Here is an 18,936-nt window from a genome sequence, read left to right on the forward strand (position 1 = left end):
ATGATTACTGCGGCCCTCGTTTTTGGTCCCAGCAAAATGACAATCACTTCAAAAATGGGGGCCATATACGGCTATTCCTTGCTTTGGCTTGTGGTGGTTGCCATTTTCTTCATGGCTGTATTCACGGGTATGGCTACACGCATCGGCGTTGCCACCGAGCAGTCGTTGCTATCGACCGTCCGCTTGAAATGGGGCAAACCCGCCGCCGTAGCAATGGGCATCGGCGTATTCCTGGTGGCATCGTCGTTTCAGGCCGGTAACTCCGTCGGGGTCGGGATCGCGGCGGGCGAGCTTTTTCATACGTCGCCGGTGCCTTGGATATTGTTTTTCAATGCGCTCGCTATCTGCCTGCTTTTTTTCAGAAGCTTTTATTCGGTTCTTGAAAAGACGATGATCTTTCTGATCGTTCTGATGCTGCTTTCCTTTATTACGACACTGTTTTGGGCAAAACCCGACGGTGCGGAGATGGGCAGGGGGCTTGTATCGCCGCAAGTGCCCGACGGATCGCTGGGCCTTATCATTGCATTCACTGCTTCCTGTTTCTCCATCGTGGGCGCATTATACCAGTCGTATCTGGTCCAGGAGCGTATCCGGATCAACCCGGGGGTCCGGAAAGGGCGGAACGACAGCAATACGGGCATCCTCCTGCTGGGCGTCATGTGTATGATCGTCATCGTGTGCGCGGCGGCGATCCTGAAACCGAAAGGAATACAGGTAAACTCGGCCTCGGATATGGCCCGGGCGCTCGAACCGCTGTTTGGAAGCAATGCGTCGGCCGTTTTCCTGGTAGGGCTTTTCGGGGCTGCGTTTTCGTCGGTGATAGGAAATGCGTCTGTGGGCGGCACGCTGCTTGGCGACGCGCTGGGAATGGGTAGTAACTTTTCCTCAAGACAGGTACGCTATCTGGTGGCGACGGTGATGGTCATCGGAGCGTTTGTAGCGATCCGCTTCGGAAAACTGCCGCTTGAACTCATCGTTTTTGCCCAGAGCGTCACAATTTTCGTAGTGCCCTTTATCGGTACGGTAATGTACCTGGTGGCCAATGACAAGTCGATTATGGGCGAAAGAGCCAACAAGCCTTTTGTGAAAATTTCGGCGGGGCTGGGGCTGCTCGTCATTTTCGCCCTCGCCCTGGTCAATGTCAAAGAATTATTTTTTAACAATCCCCTTTTTAAATAGCAATGAACGGTATCGAATCTTTTGAGGAACAATGGCTTAGCCCGTCGGAGGCGCTGATTGGGGACATGAAAAGCATCGAGGGCGACATTATGATTCTCGGTGCCGGAGGGAAAATCGGCCCGAGTATTGCCAAACTCGCCATGCGGGCGGTCGGGCTGGCCGGGCTCAACAAGCGGGTGATCGCCGTGTCGCGTTTCACCGAAGAAGGGCTTGCGGAGGAGTTGAATGCGGAAGGTATCGAAACGATCGTCGCCAACATCCTCGACGACATACAGCTGCAAAACCTGCCCGAGGTCGAAAACGTGCTGTACCTGGCAGGGCAAAAATTCGGCACTTCCGGCAATGAGCCGTACACCTGGGCAATGAACACTTACCTGCCCGGACGGGTAGCGGAAAAATTCCGGAAATCGCGCATCGTGGTGTATTCTACCGGCAATGTGTACCCTTTTACGCCGGTAGGGTCGGGGGGGCGCCACAGAGGAAATGTGCGCCGATCCGGTGGGAGAATACGGGCAGTCGTGTCTGGGCCGGGAGCGTATGTTCCAGTATTTTTCATCGGTTCACGGCACGCCGATCCTCCTGTACAGGCTGAATTATGCGATCGACTTCAAATACGGTGTGCTGCTGGAAGTGGCGAAATCGGTGCTGGCCGGCAAGCCGCTGGATGTAACGATGGGGCATGTGAACGTGATCTGGCAGGGCGACGCCAACGAAATGGCGATCCGCTCGCTACTGCACTGCGCATCCCCTTCGAAGATACTGAACATAACGGGCCCGGAAACGGTTTCGCTGCGCTGGCTGGCCGGGGAGTTCGGGCGTATATTCAATACCGAACCGCAGTTCGTGGGAGAGGAACAGCCAACAGCGCTGCTCAGTAATGCGGCCGAATCGTTCCGCCTGTTTGGTTATCCGCGCACGACCCTGAAACAAATGATCGATATCACCGCACGATGGCTGTTGCAAGGCGGAAAGACGATCAACAAGCCCACGCATTTCCAGGAGCGAAAGGGGCAGTTTTAATGGAGGACGAGAAAGAAGGAGGGGGCGGTTGGTTATTGTTTTTAATGTATTGGGAATAGATTTGTTATGTTAAAAGAAGATGTTAAAAAGCTGTTGTTCGCCGGGACGGTCATTCCGGCGCATCCGCTGGCGCTTACGCGCGAGTTGCAGCTCGACGAGCGGAAACAGCGCGGATTGACGCGCTATTACATGGCCAGCGGGGCGGGAGGGGTCGCAATTGGCGTGCATACCACACAGTTTGAGATCCGCGATCCGGAGGTGAACCTGTTTGAGAAAGTGCTGGCTGTCGCTTCCGATGAAATAGGCCGTGCCGCCCTGAAAAGGCCGTTTATCAAAGTAGCGGGTATCTGCGGCTTGACGGAACAGGCATTGCGGGAAGCTGAAATCGCCGTGAAGTACGGTTACGACCTTGGTCTGGTGAGCATGGCGGCATTCAAAACGCAGCCGGAATCGGAGATCATCACCCATGTAAAAAAAATAGCTGAGGCGATTCCGGTGTTCGGGTTTTACTTGCAGGCCGCCATCGGCGGGCGCGTTTACAGCTACGATTTCTGGCAGCAATTCGTGGAGATCCCGAATGTGTACGCCATCAAAGTGGCGGCATTTAACCGCTACCAAACCCTCGACGTCGTGCGGGCCGTAGCGCATTCCAGCCGATCCGGGGAAATTGCCCTCTATACAGGCAATGACGACAACATCATTGCAGACCTTCTGACCCCCCTACCGTTTTGAAATAGGGGGGAAAGACAGTCGAGAAACGCTTTGTGGGCGGTTTGCTGGGACATTGGGCCGTGTGGACGGAAAAGGCCGTGGAACTGCTCGTGGCCGTAAAACACACGCTGGCAACCGGTTATGCGGATGCGGACGCGATGTTGAGTACCAATATCGCCGTTACGGACATGAATGCGGCCATTTTTGATCCGGCGAATGCTTTCCATGGTTGTATTACCGGAGTGCACGAGGTGCTTCGCCGGCAGGGGCTGATGGAGGGAATCTGGACGCTGAACCCGAAGGAGACACTATCGCCCGGTCAATACGAGGAGATTACGCGTGTAATCGAATCATACCCGCACCTGGTCGACGACGCATTTGTGGCCCGTTTCCTTGAAAATGAAATGTCCCGATGAATTTCTTCCGCTCTGCACCGGTCTGGCTGGCTGCGGTTTCCGCATATATCGTCGTTGCTTTCACGACGACGGAAAGGGCAGTTGTACACCGACGCGCCGTTCCCGATTCTTTGCGGAGTCCCGTGCACGTGCACGTAGTCGCTTCCGGGCTGGATGTGCCGTGGGAAATCGTTTGGGGGCCCGACAACTGGATTTGGTATACCGGGCAAAGCGGCACCATAGGCAGGATCGATCCCCGGACAGGGGAGAACAAGTTGCTGGTCAAAATCGAAGAGGTGTACCGCCACCGGTCGCTCGGCTTGCTGGGGATGGCGCTACATCCGGATTTTGCCGGAAACCCTTACGTGTATGTCGATTACACTTGCAAAAAAGATTCCGTCATCACCACGAAGCTGGTGCGCTTCACGTATCGCGGGGAGCGCCTGACGAACCCGTTGACAATGCTGGAAATCCCTGCGCACACCGGCCATAATGGTTCCCGGATCGTGATCTCGCCCGATCGGAAGCTGATGTTTGCTACCGGCGATGCAATTACGATAACGAATGCACAGGATAAGGGCTCATTAAACGGGAAGGTGTTGAGAATGAACCTCGACGGGAGCGTCCCGGCCGACAACCCGATCAGGGGAAGTTACGTCTGGTCGTGGGGGCACAGGAACATTCAGGGGCTTGCTTACGGTGCAAACGGCATTTTGTACAGCTCCGAACATGGTGACGCGGTCGAAGACGAACTGAACATTATTCGCAAAGGCCATAATTACGGCTGGCCGAAAGTGGAAGGTTTTTGTGACCAGCCGAACGAAAGAGCGTTCCGCGACTCGGTGGAAGCGACGGACCCTGTGAAGTCATGGACACCGACAATCGCCCCGGCAGGAATAGCCGTTTACAAAGGCAAACATTTTCCTGAATGGAAAGGCGCTATTTTGCTCACCACATTGAAAGAGGCGGATTTACGGGTGCTGAAACCCGATGCGGAGGGCACGCGCATCGTTTCGGAACACATTCCCATAGACGGTACCTACGGCCGCCTGCGCGCGGTATGCGTAGGGCCCGACGGCAGCATTTACGTTTCCACCAGTAACCGGGACTGGAACCCCGGCAGCGGTTTCCCGAAACCGGAAGACGACCGTATTCTACGCATTACCCGAGGGACGAAAGCCGATTTGGCCGTTCAAAACCCAAAAGGCGAAACGGATTCCGGCGAGACGGGGAGAGGTGCCCTGCTGTACCGCCAGTACTGCGCCTCTTGCCATAAACCCGACGGAAAAGGCGTGGCGGGTACCTTCCCGACGCTGCACGGCACCGAGCAGGTCAGGGACAAAGCCCGGTTCGTGCAAATCATACTGAAAGGCCTTTCGGGAAAAATCAGGGTCAACGGCGAAGAGTTCGATCAGCATATGCCCGCAATGGGCTTTCTGGCCGACGAGTCGATCGCCGAGATCGGGACTTACGTGCGGCAGACGTTCAACCGGGATCTCGACCCGGTACGGGTTCAGGATGTCGCTGAAATGAGAGGGAAATAGCCTTTTTGACACAAATCGTGCACGTGCACGGCACCAATTGTATATCTGTTTAAACCTAAATACCCTATGATCACAATGAAGTTTTACCTGAAACGGCCTCTGCTGGCGATAATGCTGGTGCTGGCCTTATGTATGTCGGGCCGGTTACAGGCCCAGGACACCGGCGACGTATCCGGGACGGTAGTGGACAGCGTCGGTAATGCTGGCCTGCCCGGCGTGAGTGTCGTGATTAAAGGCACCAGCAAAGGGGTTACCACCGATGTGGACGGAAAATTCAGGTTACCGGCGTCGGCCGGGGATGTCCTGACATTCTCGTTCATCGGCTACAAAAAGGTAGAAGTGCCGGTAGGCAACCAATCTGTGATCAGGGTGGTAATGCAGCAGGATAATACGGTACTCGACGAACTGGTGGTGGTAGGTTACGGGACGGTTAAAAAGAGTTCCGTAACCGCCTCGGTGGCCAAGGTCGAGAATACGGTGCTGGATCAGATTCCTGTGGGCCGGCCGGAATCCGTGCTGGCGGGGCGGCTTGCGGGGGTTAATGTGACGCAGAACAACACCTCGCCGGGCAGTGCGCCATTGATCCGCATCCGGGGAGCGAGCTCAATCGACGCTGGTAATGACCCGCTCGTCGTAATCGACGGGTTTCCGGGCGGTAGCCTGGGGAGCGTGAGTACCAACGATATCGAATCGATAGAGGTATTGAAGGACGCTTCGGCTGCCGCGATCTACGGCTCGCGCGGTGCGGGCGGGGTAATCATCGTTACGACCAAAAAGGGGAAATCGGGTAAGGCCAGATTCAATTTCAATGCCTACGCCGGGGTAGCGAATGCAAAAGGACATAAAGACTGGATCACCGGTCAGGAGTATTACGATTACGCCGTGCGTTACCAGAACCGCGAATACAAGTGGATCGGCGGCGATACCGGCATTCCCGTGTGGAACGACGCACGCCGCCCCAATGCCTACCAGGTAAGCGATGTTTTGAAAAACGGCAACAATGTGATTTGGGAAGACGCCGTATTGCAAAGCGCCGCAATCCAGAATTATAACCTTTCGGTAGGTGGTGGAAATGATCACGTAAGATATTACGTATCAGGTACATTGAAAGACGAGCAGGGAACTTTGAAAAACACCTGGTACAAAAACTACGGCCTGCGTGCAAACGTGGACGTCACGGTGAATTCCGTGGTGAGCCTTGGTTTTATGCTAAACCCGTCTTATTCCAAACGTCGCTTCGCTTCGACCGATATCAATAACTATGTGAAGTTCCCGAGTTTCGTGGCCGTACGGAACCCCGACGGCACTTATCCCAATGCGCGTTCCTACTGGGGGGGCGGTCGTAAGCGGCCAGACCAACCCCATGGCGACGCTCGACGGCAGCCATTACTACGGCACGACGATCAATAACCTGGGCGAAGCGTTCATTAACCTGAACCTCGCCAAAGGGCTTTCCCTCCGTTCGTCACTGAGTACAAACGTTGCGTCCAATACCACCGATCGTTTCCAGGCTTCCTGGGCGATCAGCACCGGTTTGAATTCGGGTTCCCAGGCGCTGAGCTCCACCACCAGCATCGCGAACGAGAACGTTTTGAGCTACACCAACACTTTCGGAGGCGTACACAATGTGAGCGCGATCGCCGGGGCTTCTTACCAGAAATACAATTCAAGCAGCAGTTCGATGGCGGCAGTGAACGGTTCTTTCAACAATGACATTATCCGCACGCTCAACAACGCGATCATTAACCCCTCGGCCACAACTTCTTCTAAATCGCAATGGGGTTTGATTTCCTATTTCAGCCGGGTGAATTACGGATTTAAGGACAAATACCTGCTTTCCGCCTCGATCCGGACGGACGGGAGTTCGCGGTTCGGGCCGGATAACAAATGGGGGTATTTCCCGTCGGCTTCCGTGGCGTGGCGCATTTCGCAGGAAGATTTCATGAAAAACGTACGGCCGGTAAGCGAGCTCAAACTCCGCGCAAGCTATGGCACCACCGGTAACTTCAACATCGGCGATTTCGAGTACCTGGGACAGATAGGCGACGTCTATTATTCGCCCAACAATACACTGACCAAAGGGCAGACGCAAACCTCCTACGGCAACAACAGCCTGAGTTGGGAGAAAACCAAAAGCTACGATTTTGGATTGGAACTGGGCCTGTTCCGCAACCGGGTGAACCTGGTGCTCGATTACTACGACAAACGCACGAGCGGGCTGCTTTACAACGTATCGATCCCGTCGATCACCGGTTTCACCAGTTCCCTCTCGAACGTCGGCAGCGTGAGCAACAAGGGGTTTGAGATAGAATTGACTACCAAAAACCTGGTAGGCGAGTTCAAATGGGAGACTTCGTTCAATATGGCCCGGAATGTGAACAAGGTGGAGGACCTGGGTGGCGTGCAGGAGCGCATTACTACGGATACCTACGGAATGGGATGGATATTGCGGCTCGGCCAGCCGATGTTCTCTTACTATGGCTACAAGATCATCGGTGTGCTTCAAAACGAGGAAGACGTGAAAAATTCGCCGGTTTTGGCCGGTTCGTTGCCGGGTAATCCTAAATTTCAGGACGTGAACGGCGATGGCCAGATTACCTCGGCCGATAAAGTGATCCTGGGTAATTTTCAGCCCAAGGCCTATTTCGGTCTGATCAACAACTTTGCTTACAAAGCGTTCGACCTGAGCATCGCGATGCAGGCGTCGGTAGGAGCGAAGATGTACAACTTCGAGAATGAATACTACCAGGGCGCATTGCTTGGAGCCATGCGGCGCTCGTTGGTGGAAACCCAATGGTGGTCGGAGGCCGAACCGGGCAACGGGATGGTGCCTGCGAGTTCGCTGAGTAAGCTGACGTACCAGTCGTCGTCGGATGCGTACATCGAAGACGCCTCTTTCCTGGCCGTCCGGAACATCAACCTCGGCTATACTGTGCCTGCGGGCATTTCCCAAAAGCTGCATCTGTCGGGTCTGCGCGTGTACGCTTCGCTCGCGAATCCGTTCATGTTTACCAAAAAGGGCTTCCACGGTTATAATCCCGAGGGATACACGGGTGGCGAAATCGCGGGAACGGGTAGCAAGCCAGGCTATAACAATGGCGCAGCGCCGATTAACCGCGTGTACACATTGGGTCTCAATTTCAATTTCTAATACTTGAAAATCAGGGTATGAAAATCTCGAAACATATTAAAACCGGCCTCTTGTTGATGGCATTGGGCCTGACCAGCTGTGAAGACAAGCTATTGAACCTCACGCCGGAATCGGTGCTGACGCCGTCCGATTTTTATAAAACGGCGGCAGATATCAACCAGGCTGTCCTGGGTGTTTACAATAGTTTGCAAACGCGCCGACAAACGGATTACCTCCTGATGGAAGTGCCGGCGGATAACCTCTATATGTCGGCCAATACCACCATCGCCGGCTCCAACGACGTCGATTTCCTGACCGTAAACGCCGATAATGCGTTGACAGCCGCATTCTGGAACACCACTTACAATGGTATTTTCCGTGCCAACGCGGTGTTGCTCAACATCGATACACCTGTCAACTACACCCCGGGCCAGAAAGATCAGTACATCGGCGAGGCGAAATTCATGCGTGCACTTTATTATTTCGACCTCGTGCGGATTTTCGGAGGTGTACCCAAAGTGGTGGATAAAATCTCTATCCCCGAAGCCGCCGCATTGCCCAGGGCGACGGAGGAGGAAATCTATTCATTAATCATCGAAGACCTGACCGACGCAATCACGAGGCTTCCGGCGAAGAAGTCCATCGCCACAGGGCGCGCGAGCAAGGGGGCGGCTATGGCATTGCTGGGAAAGGTGTATGTATACCGCCAGGACTGGGCTAACGCGAAAAATCAGTTGGAAAAAGTGATCAACGAACCGGATTACAAACTGGTGAGCGATTTCGCCTCGCTTTGGAAGCTGGAAACCGAAGATAACGACGAAGTTATTTTCACGGTGAAGTATGTGGACGGAACCAATGGCCAAAGCCTTTCGACCTCCTACACGCCGAACGGAGGGCTCGTGGGTATCGCCGACCGTGGTGCCGAAACGTCGCTGCCGTCGTGGAGCCTGATGAAAAAATACGAAGCGGGGGATAAGCGCAAAGCGGCAACCGTGCAGGAGTGGTGGACTTCGCCGGCGCAGCCCAACGCGGAGCCGATCTACTATCCTTATGTGAGCAAATATGCTGTAAAGCATTCCTACGGTGCTTCGGGCATCGACATTCCTGTGCTGCGATACGCGGATGTTATTTTGTTGTACGCCGAAACGCTTTTCAGGTCGGGCGACAAAGCGAATGCATTGGTACAGCTCAACAAGATCCGCGAACGCGCATTTGGTAATGCCAGCCATAACTACAAAGGGAACGAAACCACCGATTTTATGGACCTGATCCTGGACGAACGCCAGCTGGAACTCGCGTACGAGCATGAGCGCTGGTTCGACCTCGTGCGCACGGGCAAGTACCTGTCCGTAATGACGCGAGAAGAACGTCTTTACAATTATGCGGCCAAAACGCCTGTCGTAGTGAACTTGGCGCCGAAGGATTTCATGAAAGTATATCCGATTCCCCAGGCCCAGATAGACCTTTCGAGCGGTTTGAAACAGAACAACGGATATTGAGCATGCAACCGACGTACGCGGCCGGCACGCTGCCGGCTGCGTACAGTCTCCACCTAAACCCTTACATTTATATACCCATTCATCCACAACCCTAATCCGTGAAATTTCAGCATCTGTTAGCCATTTTTTTATTCCTTTTCGCGGTGCAGGTTCGTGGCCAGAAGGACGATAGCCGAACGCTGCAAAGAGCGATCGACCAGGCGGTTAAGAAAGGTACTAACCGTGTGGAAATCCCGGCGGGGCACTACGTAATCTCGTCGCCATTGCTTATTCCCTCCAACTTTACGCTGATCGCCGATTCGAAGGCCCACATTGAATTGAAGAAGTCGTCGAACCAGTACCTGCTTCGTAACAGGGACATCGTGAACGGAAACGAGAACATCAAAATATTCGGCGGGAAGTGGAATGGCAACGCCTGGACGCAGACCCGCACCATCCGCGATAGAGTCGGGAATTCGGATTTCTGCTTCGGTTTCTTTTTTTACAAGGTCAAAAACCTGGAAGTGGGAAAACTGCAAATCGATAGCACCCGTAGCTGGGGCATCGCCTACATGGAATGCGACAGCGTGTATGTCCACGATATCCGTTTCCAGCAAAATCCTTTCCGTGATGCCCGATTCACCAGCGCATTGAACCACAATGGCGACGGTGTAACCGGAGGCGGGAACAATGTGCTTATTGAAAACATTTCTGGCTTTACCAACGACGACCTCGTCGCATTCGCGTCGGGCGGGGCGAGTTTTCAGGGGAAAATGTCGCCGTTCCCGCCGAGGGATTACCGGAATATCACCGTCCGCAACATTTTTCCGGAAAACATTTACGACTCCATTCCCGCGTTGAAGGCGGTTGCGTTCTATACATTCGGGCACACGCGTGTTTCCAACATTTCGATCGGGAATGTCAAGGGCAACACGGCTGCCGCCTCCGTTCTTTTTTATAGTTTGTTCGATAAAAAGGGCTATTTCTCCAACGTGAAAATTTCCGGCGTCGAAGGCACGAACGTTTACTCCCGATCGGAACATCCCAACCTGCACGCATCCTATGCGCCGATTACTTTCAAAAACTCGGAAATCGACCGGCTACTCATTGAAAATATCAGGAGGGAAGAACACCGTTACCCCGCCCCGACTTTCCGGTTCGATGAAAACATGACCGTCGGCGAACTGGAAATACGGAATGTGTCGGTTTCGCATCCGGGGTTGAAGGGGGATTTGTTTTTGGATTCGAAGGATGCGGAATTAGGAAGAGTATTAATGAATGACATTCATGTAGGTGGTGGTAAGTAAAAGATAATCAGCTTAGTAACTATGGTTATATTTTCGATTATCTCTTTACTTTCTGAGAAAAAAATGGTTGGTTTGTGCCGAACGCTATACCACATGAATTATGATCAATCCTCAGTCCATGCGCGCCATAGCCAGGCAAAGACTTCAAGAGGCTATCGTCCTTTATAACGAAAAGATGTTTGACGGAGCATTTTATCTCGCCGGTTACAGTGCCGAGCTTACCCTGAAAGCGAAGATATCCGAACGATTCGGAATCCCTAATCTATTCGACGAGGGTGGTGGGCCTTCGCTTCAAGGCATAAAGGATATCCGGAGCGCCGTAAAAACACATAATTTGATTAATATTCTGGTTTTTAGCGGATTAAAGGTCAAATTCGAGGAGGGGAAAGCGTTACACCCTGAGCTTGCAAAAGCCAACGGGTTGCTTTTCGATGCATGAAATGAAAAGGCCAGATATATGCCTTGTGGCCATGTGGCGGAAGAGGATATGAAAAATTTGCTGAGTTTATTGTCAAATCATAACGGAATACTAGCATGGATAGAGCAGAATTAATTAAAGCTTTGGAGCCATTCTGTAAGAGGTGTGCTGAGCTCGACAGGCCTTGGACAGTATCACGCTTGAAGAAGCCTATCCTGGCGATTCATCAACGTCCTATATCATACGGGTAGAAGCGGCGTGGGCAAACGGTCGATCGCTATGGTACGCAATTGATTTCTTGTTTGATGTGCTATTCGAGACCGTTCCTTATAATGTGAGGACGAGCGTGTTTACAATTCAGATGATTCGTCAGTTGGATGTGAGTAATCCGGAGAATGAGATCGAGCCGATCGATGCCTCGGTGGCTCTATGTCTGCCTTAAAATGTAAAATGCCAATTTCCGCAATGCGTTCCGCAAACCTTTGCGGAACGCATTGCGGAAATTTTTTAAGTTATTTGTTTGCAGCAGGTTATTAATTGCTTCATATTCAATTTCCCATTTCTAAACCTGAATATGATAAAGCAATACCTGAATGTACTGCTGGCGGGCTTCCTGATACTGTCCACGCAACTTCCCTCATTTAGCCAGCATAACCCGAAACCCATCCCGGCGCTTGTTTCTAAAAATGGCCGGCATACGCTGATAGTCGATGGCAAACCTTTTCTGATCCTGGGCGCGCAGATGTGGAATTCGAGCGGGTGGCCCGATATCCTCGACAAGACCTGGCCTCAATTGAAAGAGCTGCATTGCAACACGCTTGAAGTACCTGTTTACTGGGAAAACATTGAAAAAGAGCAGGGAAAATATGACTTCGCCGATCTGGACAAGCTCATTCTCGACGCCAGACGGGAGAACATCCGGCTGGTGCTGCTGTGGTTCGCGTCGTTTAAAAACGGCAGCTCACAGTATATTCCCGTCTGGATGAAGGAAAATACTAAGCAATATCCCCGCATGCTGAACGCGGGCGGACAACCGATACAGGTACAGGCGACAATTTCCGAAAATAACCGGAATGCCGATGCGAAAGCGTTTGCGGCGGTTATGGCACATATCCGGGAGATCGACGAAGCACATCGCACGGTAATTATGATGCAGGTCGAGAACGAACCGGGATCGCTGGGGACCGACCGGGATTATTCGCCGGAAGCAACAAGGCTCTTCAATGGCCAGGTGCCGGCGAAACTGCTTTCGGCATTGAAAAAGAAACCCGGCACCTGGCAGCAGGTATTCGGTTTCGATGCGCCGGAGACATTCTCCGCCTACTATATGGCGCAGTACATCGATCACGTCGCCGCGGAAGGCAAGAAGCAATACCCGCTTCCCATGTACGTGAACGCCTGGCTGCGCGAGAACCGCTTCGAACGAGCGGGCGAGCATCCGAGCGGCGGGCCTACTTCGAATATGATCGACGTCTACAAGGCGGTGGCGCCTGACATCGACTTGCTGGCGGTGGATATTTATAACCGTAATTACGTGCAGTTCCGGGATTTATGTGAAAAATATGCACGCCCGGACAACGCATTGCTCGTGCCCGAAACCGGTAAGGGAATGCTCTTCGCACGGTTTCATTTTTATGCGATCGGGGATTACAACGCGATTGGCGTAGCGCCATATGGTGTCGACCCGTTTCATGGCGATCCGCATGACCAGCGCGACAAGACAAAGCTCGACGAAAAGTTCGCGGCCATTGCTTCCAATTACAGGTTGCTTCAACCTGCCATTCCTTTGATTACTTCACTGCAAGGGACCGGCAAATTGAAGGCGGCCGTCGAGGAGGAAGGGCTGGGGGAGAAGCTGTTGCATTTTTCGAACTACGATTTGCTGGTTACATTCGGATTCCCATCGTACAAAACTATTAAGGAGCCCACCGGCCGCGTGCTGGTGGGGGAAACCGGACCAGACGAGTTTTACCTGATGGGCTTCGACGCCAAATTCCAGTTTCGGCCAAGGCTGGGCTCGGGTTACTCGGCCTCGGAGTTCATTTACGTGGAAGAAGGGACTTTCGAGCAGGGCACCTGGAAACGACGAAGGATCTGGAACGGTGATGAGGTGTATCATTCGACGCTCACGCCCGACGGCGTAATCCTGAAAGTGAAGCTGCGGGGCTTGCAGTCGGATCAATATAATACCAAGCCTAATTTTGAACAGTAGCACCGGATGCCAGGCCTCGAAGCCTGGCATTTGTGTTTCCGGGGCAATTGTTTAAATGTTATATTGAAAAAATCATATATTCCTTCAAGTCGGAGGCGGCTCGTTTCTTTTTCCCCCGCGCTCAAAATCAGAACCTGACCAATATCGGCCTGATCCTGCAAAGGATTGCGGAAAGGTTTGCGGAAATTTTTTAACTGTTTTAGCAACAGATAGTTAAATATTCTTTCATCTTACCATCAAAGTGTTTGATTGACACAATTCTTGCGCCGAACTTTTCCCGGCAGAGTCCAATCCGGCACGTTCTATTCTATCATTTTTAAAACCTTCTGTTCATTTATGAAATTAAAGAACTACTCACCAGGAAAACAGGCATTGTGTATTGTTCTGGCGGCTTTTGCATGCTGCTGTACGGACGCTGCCGTGGCATGGGGGCCCGCAAGGCCGGCGGCGGGGCACACCGCTAATGCCGATGCGGAGGTACACGGAAAAGTGCTTTCTGACAAGAACGAGCCGCTCGTAGGCGTGAACGTGATCCTGAAAGGAACGTCTGTCGGTACTACAACCGACCCGGAGGGAAACTTTCGGCTCACGGTTCCTGAAAACGGCACGCTGATGTTCTCGTTTATCGGTTATTTATCGCAGGAAGTCGCGATCGGCAACCGGTCCGAAATCAATGTACAGTTGCTACCGGACACCAAAATACTCAGCGAGGTGGTGGTAACGGCTTATGCCACCCAAAAGAAAAAGGACATCACCGGCTCGGTATCCGTAGTGGATGTAAAAAACATCACCAGGCAGCCCAATGGCTTGGTTTCCGGCTTGTTGCAGGGACAGGCGTCGGGCGTGACGGTCATTTCCTCGGGACAGCCGGGCGCGGAACCGCAGGTGCGTATCAGGGGGATCAACACGTTCGGAAACAATACGCCCCTGTATGTTGTGGACGGTGTGCCGACACAGAACAGCACCAATCTGAATCCCAACGACATCGCGTCCATTCAGGTGTTGAAAGATGCCGGTGCGGCGTCCATTTACGGCTCGCGGGCCTCGAACGGGGTAATCATCATTACCACCAAGAAAGGTACGGGCAAGGTATCCGTTCAGTACGATGCTTACTACGGCGTGCAGGTGCCCAAACCGGGGAACGTGTGGGATTTGCTGAGCCCGGCCGAAGAGGCCAAATTGCGCTGGATCGCCAACAAGAACTCGGGCCTGGCGATCAACGACCCGATTTACGGTTCCGGCCCCGAACCGGTCATTCCCGACTACATTTACCCGTTGGGAAAAATGGAGGGTGATCCGGCAGTGGACCCGGCCAAATATTACATTAACCCGAATTTCAGGACGGACGACGATTACAACAAGTTTTACCGCATTATCCGGGCCAATAAAGAAGGTACCGATTGGTTTCACGAGGTTTTCAAGCCGGCTGTCAATACGAGCCATAACCTCTCGGTGAGCGGTGGGACGGATAAGGGCAATTATATGATTTCCCTCAATTATCTCAACCAGCAGGGCACCATGCTTTCCACGTACCTGAAACGCTACAACCTCCGGGCCAATACACTTTTCAACGTCAGCAAGCGGATACGTATCGGCGAAAACCTCACTTACACGATCACCAGCAATCCCCAACAAACCGAGTTGTCGGACCTGAACATTGTCCAGACGGCCTCCCAAATGGCGCCTATATTCCCGGTACACGACATTATGGGTAATTACGCGGGTATTTTCGGGACGGGCTACAACGGGAACAACCCGGTGGGAACGTTGGAGCGGCTGAAAGATAACCGCACGCTCGGCAACAGGCTTTTCGGCAATTTGTTTGCCGAAGTGGACGTGCTGAACGGCCTCACATTCAGGACGAATTTCGGAGGAGAAATGTATTCGGGCACGTCGAGGTCGTTCGTTTATCCAACGTACGAAAACAACGAAAATACCAAGTATAATGCATTTACGCAGGGCTCCTCGAACGGTTACGCGTGGACCTGGACCAATACATTGACCTACAAAAAAATGATTGGCAGTGTCCACGACATCACCGTCGTCCTGGGTAATGAGGCTTATAAATCGTATTTCGAAAACCTGGGCGGGACCACGCGCGACTACTATACATTCGACCCCAATTACACCACATTATCGACCGGCTCGGGCATCCAGAGCAATTACAGCGGCCGGAGTTTCGAATCGCTGAACTCCCAATTCGGGCGGCTGGATTATGCATTTAAAGGCAAATACCTGCTCAGCGGGACCTTGCGGCGCGATGGTTCTTCCAAATTCGTGAGGTACCAATATGGCTGGTTCCCTTCTGTGAGCGCGGGATGGCGGCTTTCCGAGGAGAGTTTTATGCAAGGCGCCAAATGGCTGGCCGACCTGAAAGTACGCGGAAGCTGGGGTGTAATGGGTAATCAGTTGAATGTCAATGCGAATAATGGCTACTACACATTCATTATGGACAAGGCCGCTTCGTATTACGATATAGGCCGGACGAACAATTCCAATCAACCGGGCTTTCAGGTGGGGCAAATAGGTAACCCGGATGCGAAATGGGAGCGGAATATCAATGCCAATATCGGGATCGACGCCACGTTTTTGAGCGGGATGATTGACCTTTCGGTTGATTATTTTCGAAAGGATATTAAAGACCTCCTCTATAACCCGGCGGTAGTGGGAACGCAGGGCCCTGGTACCGTGCCTTTTGTGAACATCGCCGGTACCACGAACCGGGGCGTCGACCTGTCGGTTAACTTTCACAAAAACCTCGCGAAAGACCTCCGGCTCGATCTGGGCGCTACATTTACTTCCTATAAAAACAAGGTTACCCGGGTGACCGACAACACCAATTATTTCTTCTCGACAGGCCGCGCGCTGAATGGTATCAACTACGTGCGCAACGAAGTAGGCCACCCGATCGGGTCGTTTTACGGCTATCGGATTACCGGTTTCTGGAATAGCACGCAGGAACTGGAGCAAGCCAACGAGCAGGCCCGGCAGGTTACCGGCAATGCGGAAGCCGTATATCAGACCGATCAGGCCCTGGGCCGTTTCCGGTTCAAGGATGTTAATGGTGATGGCATCATCACTGCCGACGACCGTACCTTTCTCGGAAACCCTAACCCCGACTTCAACTACGGCCTGAACATCGGATTGACTTATAAGCAGTTCGATCTCAGCGCATTCATTTATGGTGTGCAGGGCGGGGACATTTGGAACCAACTTCGATATACCACTGATTTCTACGCCTCCTTTGTTCAAGCCAAAAGCAAGCGCGCGCTGTACGATTCATGGACCCCCGAAAACAAAAATGCGACACTGCCGATTCAGGAAACGAAAATGACCGCGGCCACCAACGGTTCGCCGACTTCGTATTACGTCGAAGATGGTTCGTACCTGCGGCTCAAGAACATCCAGCTCGGCTACAACGTCCCGGCCAGGCTGCTTTCGAAAATCAACGTGTCGAACTTCCGGATTTACGTGCAGGCGGCGAATGTGTTCACGCTGACCAAATACTTGGGGCTGGACCCGGAAATAGGTGGCTCGGCAACGAGTTTCGGGGTGGATAAAGGGATGTACCCCAACGATCGCCAGTTTCTTGGCGGCGTTCAGGTCAGTTTCTAATTTTTTTCAGAACAATATATGAAAGCATTTAAGACAATACTGCTGACTTGCCTGACTGCCGGCCTGTCGCTGCAATCCTGTAAAGAGGAATTCCTCGATTATACACCCCAGGGCGCATTGGGCGAAGATATGCTGGCCACCAGAGAGGGTGTTAATTCGCTGCTGATCGGTGCCTATGCGGCGCTCGACGGTCAGGGTAATTATGGTTTGAATATCAACGGCGGGACCGCCTGGGCGGTAGGTCCCGACAATGCGATCTACGGAAGCGGCTATGGTGGCGAGTCGCACGCGATGCCGTTGTCGACGAGCGTAGAGCCGATCAACGAGTTCCTGAACGAGCGCTGGAAGGCCAGTTATGCCGGTGTGAGCCGTTGCAACGCCGTTTTGAGGGTAGCTGCGAAAACAAAGGACCTGACGGACGCCGAGCTCAAAAACATCGTCGGGCAGACGCGGTTCCTGCGCGGGCATTACTATTTCGAACTGAAACGCATGTACAATATGGTGCCGTGGATCGACGAGCATACGACGGATTTCAAGCAGCCGAACGATAAGGACATATGGCCGATGATCGAGGAGGATTTCAAATATGCCGTAGAAAATGTGCCATCGACCCAACCGGAAGCGGGAAGGATCAATAAAACCGCCGCCCAGGCCTATCTTGGAAAAGTCTGTCTATATCAAAAAAAGTATGCGGAGGCCAAAGCGAACTTCGACCTGGTAATAAACGGCGGCATTACAAGCCGGGGTAAAAAAAGTGGACCTGAACCCGGAGTTCGAGGATAATCACCGCCCCGAAAAAGAGTTGGAGAGTCCCGAAGCATTGTTCTCGATAGACATGTCGGCGAACGTTGGCAATGGAACCATCGCGACGGCAAACCAGGGAAGTATGCTCAACTTTCCCATCAACAGCCCGTTCGGTTGCTGTGGCAATTTCCTGCCGTCGATAGACCTCGTCAATTCCTTTCGTACCAATCCGGCTACCGGGCTGCCTTATCTCGACGACTACAACAAGCACGAAGTGAAAGCCGACATTGGCATTCTGTCGAGCCAGCCATTCACGCCCGATGCCGGTACACTCGATCCGCGGCTCGACTGGACGGCGGGCAGAAGAGGCATTCCGTTCAAGGATTGGGGGCTTATGCCGGGCAACGACTGGATACGCAATTCCGTGGCGACGGGGCCTTATGTAAATCTGAAAAATATCTACTGGAATGCCACCAAAAACCTCTATTACGATGGATCAGCCTGGGCGCCCGGCTCGGCCATCAACTATAATGTGATCAGTTTCGCCGATGTCCTTTTACTGGCCGCCGAAGCGGAGGCGCAGCTCGGTAACCTGGATGCGGCACAGGGTTATGTGAACCGCGTACGCATGCGCGCAGCGAACCCGAAAGGCTTTGTTTATAAATACAAGGACGATTCCAAACCAGAACTAGGCTTTTCGACGACGCCCGCCGCTAATTATCTGATCAAGCTTTACCCGGAAGGCAATTTCAAATCGGGCGGGAAGGAATATGCCTTAAAGGCGGTCTATTTCGAGAGGAAACTTGAACTGGCGATGCAGGGCCACCGCTTTTTCGACCTGGTACGCTGGGGACTGGCCGATAGTTTCCTGAATGCCTATTACGCCTACGAAGTCACCAAAGTTACCGAAGTAACCGGGATGAAATTCACTCCGAACAAGAACGAGTATTACCCTATTCCGCAAACGCAGATAGACCTCAGTACCGTCAACGGCAAGGCGACCCTGCGGCAGAATCCGGGTTATCAGTAAAAAGTTTAGTTAAATTCTCATAGTGTAATGCACATCAGCCGGTCTCCGCAGAAGCCGGCTGATTTTGTTTATTATCGATATTTTGATGCATTAAAAGCGGATAAAATTCGGATATTGGGTCAGGGTAGCGGCCGCTTATGAAGTCTGACCTTT

The 18,936-nt window shown here is 52.7% G+C and carries 15 protein-coding genes; 14 read left to right on the forward strand and 1 reads right to left on the reverse strand.

Annotation, left to right across the window (positions count from 1 at the left end):
- The gene (locus ABV298_RS28170; RefSeq protein ID WP_353723265.1) at positions 1-1,179 is read left to right on the forward strand and encodes an Nramp family divalent metal transporter; all 1,179 of its coding nucleotides are present in this window, start codon (positions 1-3) and stop codon (positions 1,177-1,179) included.
- Here ABV298_RS28170 and ABV298_RS28175 read toward each other — a convergent pair.
- Positions 1,172-1,549 (reverse strand): hypothetical protein, encoded by a 378-nt coding sequence (locus ABV298_RS28175; RefSeq protein ID WP_353719467.1) that lies wholly within the window; start codon positions 1,547-1,549, stop codon positions 1,172-1,174. The genes ABV298_RS28170 and ABV298_RS28175 overlap by 8 nt on opposite strands.
- 113 nt (positions 1,550-1,662) lie before the next feature.
- On the opposite strand from ABV298_RS28175, the gene ABV298_RS28180 reads away from it, so the two are divergent.
- From ABV298_RS28180 to ABV298_RS28240, 13 genes are all read left to right on the forward strand, one after another.
- Entirely contained in the window at positions 1,663-2,199 is a 537-nt protein-coding gene (locus tag ABV298_RS28180; protein WP_353719468.1) for a hypothetical protein, read from the forward strand.
- Positions 2,200-2,265: 66 nt separating this feature from the next.
- Positions 2,266-2,931, forward strand: coding sequence for a hypothetical protein (locus ABV298_RS28185; protein WP_353719469.1), 666 nt, complete (start codon positions 2,266-2,268; stop codon positions 2,929-2,931).
- A gap of 41 nt (positions 2,932-2,972) precedes the next feature.
- Positions 2,973-3,326 carry a hypothetical protein gene (locus ABV298_RS28190; RefSeq protein ID WP_353719470.1) on the forward strand — a complete coding sequence of 118 codons (354 nt, stop codon included), beginning with the start codon at positions 2,973-2,975 and terminating at the stop codon, positions 3,324-3,326.
- Positions 3,323-4,849 (forward strand): PQQ-dependent sugar dehydrogenase, encoded by a 1,527-nt coding sequence (locus ABV298_RS28195; protein WP_353719471.1) that lies wholly within the window; start codon positions 3,323-3,325, stop codon positions 4,847-4,849. The genes ABV298_RS28190 and ABV298_RS28195 overlap by 4 nt, the downstream gene beginning before the upstream one ends.
- A gap of 66 nt (positions 4,850-4,915) precedes the next feature.
- A complete protein-coding gene (locus ABV298_RS28200; RefSeq protein ID WP_353719472.1) occupies positions 4,916-6,259 on the forward strand; it encodes a SusC/RagA family TonB-linked outer membrane protein in 1,344 nt (447 codons plus the stop codon).
- A complete protein-coding gene (locus ABV298_RS28205; RefSeq protein ID WP_353719473.1) occupies positions 6,165-8,000 on the forward strand; it encodes a SusC/RagA family TonB-linked outer membrane protein in 1,836 nt (611 codons plus the stop codon). The genes ABV298_RS28200 and ABV298_RS28205 overlap by 95 nt, the downstream gene beginning before the upstream one ends.
- 17 nt (positions 8,001-8,017) lie before the next feature.
- Positions 8,018-9,478, forward strand: coding sequence for a RagB/SusD family nutrient uptake outer membrane protein (locus tag ABV298_RS28210; RefSeq protein WP_353719474.1), 1,461 nt, complete (start codon positions 8,018-8,020; stop codon positions 9,476-9,478).
- A 98-nt stretch (positions 9,479-9,576) separates the two neighbouring features.
- Entirely contained in the window at positions 9,577-10,764 is a 1,188-nt protein-coding gene (locus tag ABV298_RS28215; protein WP_353719475.1) for a glycosyl hydrolase family 28-related protein, read from the forward strand.
- A gap of 100 nt (positions 10,765-10,864) precedes the next feature.
- A complete protein-coding gene (locus tag ABV298_RS28220) occupies positions 10,865-11,203 on the forward strand; it encodes a hypothetical protein (RefSeq protein WP_353719476.1) in 339 nt (112 codons plus the stop codon).
- 553 nt (positions 11,204-11,756) lie between these two features.
- Entirely contained in the window at positions 11,757-13,394 is a 1,638-nt protein-coding gene (locus ABV298_RS28225; protein ID WP_353719477.1) for a DUF5597 domain-containing protein, read from the forward strand.
- Between the two features lie 336 nt (positions 13,395-13,730).
- A complete protein-coding gene (locus tag ABV298_RS28230; protein WP_353719478.1) occupies positions 13,731-17,009 on the forward strand; it encodes a TonB-dependent receptor in 3,279 nt (1,092 codons plus the stop codon).
- Between the two features lie 18 nt (positions 17,010-17,027).
- Entirely contained in the window at positions 17,028-17,792 is a 765-nt protein-coding gene (locus tag ABV298_RS28235) for a RagB/SusD family nutrient uptake outer membrane protein (RefSeq protein ID WP_353719479.1), read from the forward strand.
- On the forward strand, positions 17,764-18,783 hold the full coding sequence (locus tag ABV298_RS28240) for a RagB/SusD family nutrient uptake outer membrane protein (protein ID WP_353719480.1): 1,020 nt from the start codon (positions 17,764-17,766) through the stop codon (positions 18,781-18,783). The genes ABV298_RS28235 and ABV298_RS28240 overlap by 29 nt, the downstream gene beginning before the upstream one ends.
- The last annotated feature ends 153 nt before the right edge of the window (positions 18,784-18,936 follow it).

Origin of the sequence: Dyadobacter sp. 676, assembly GCF_040448675.1 — a bacterium.
In the GTDB taxonomy this organism is placed as follows: Bacteria; Bacteroidota; Bacteroidia; order Cytophagales; family Spirosomataceae; genus Dyadobacter.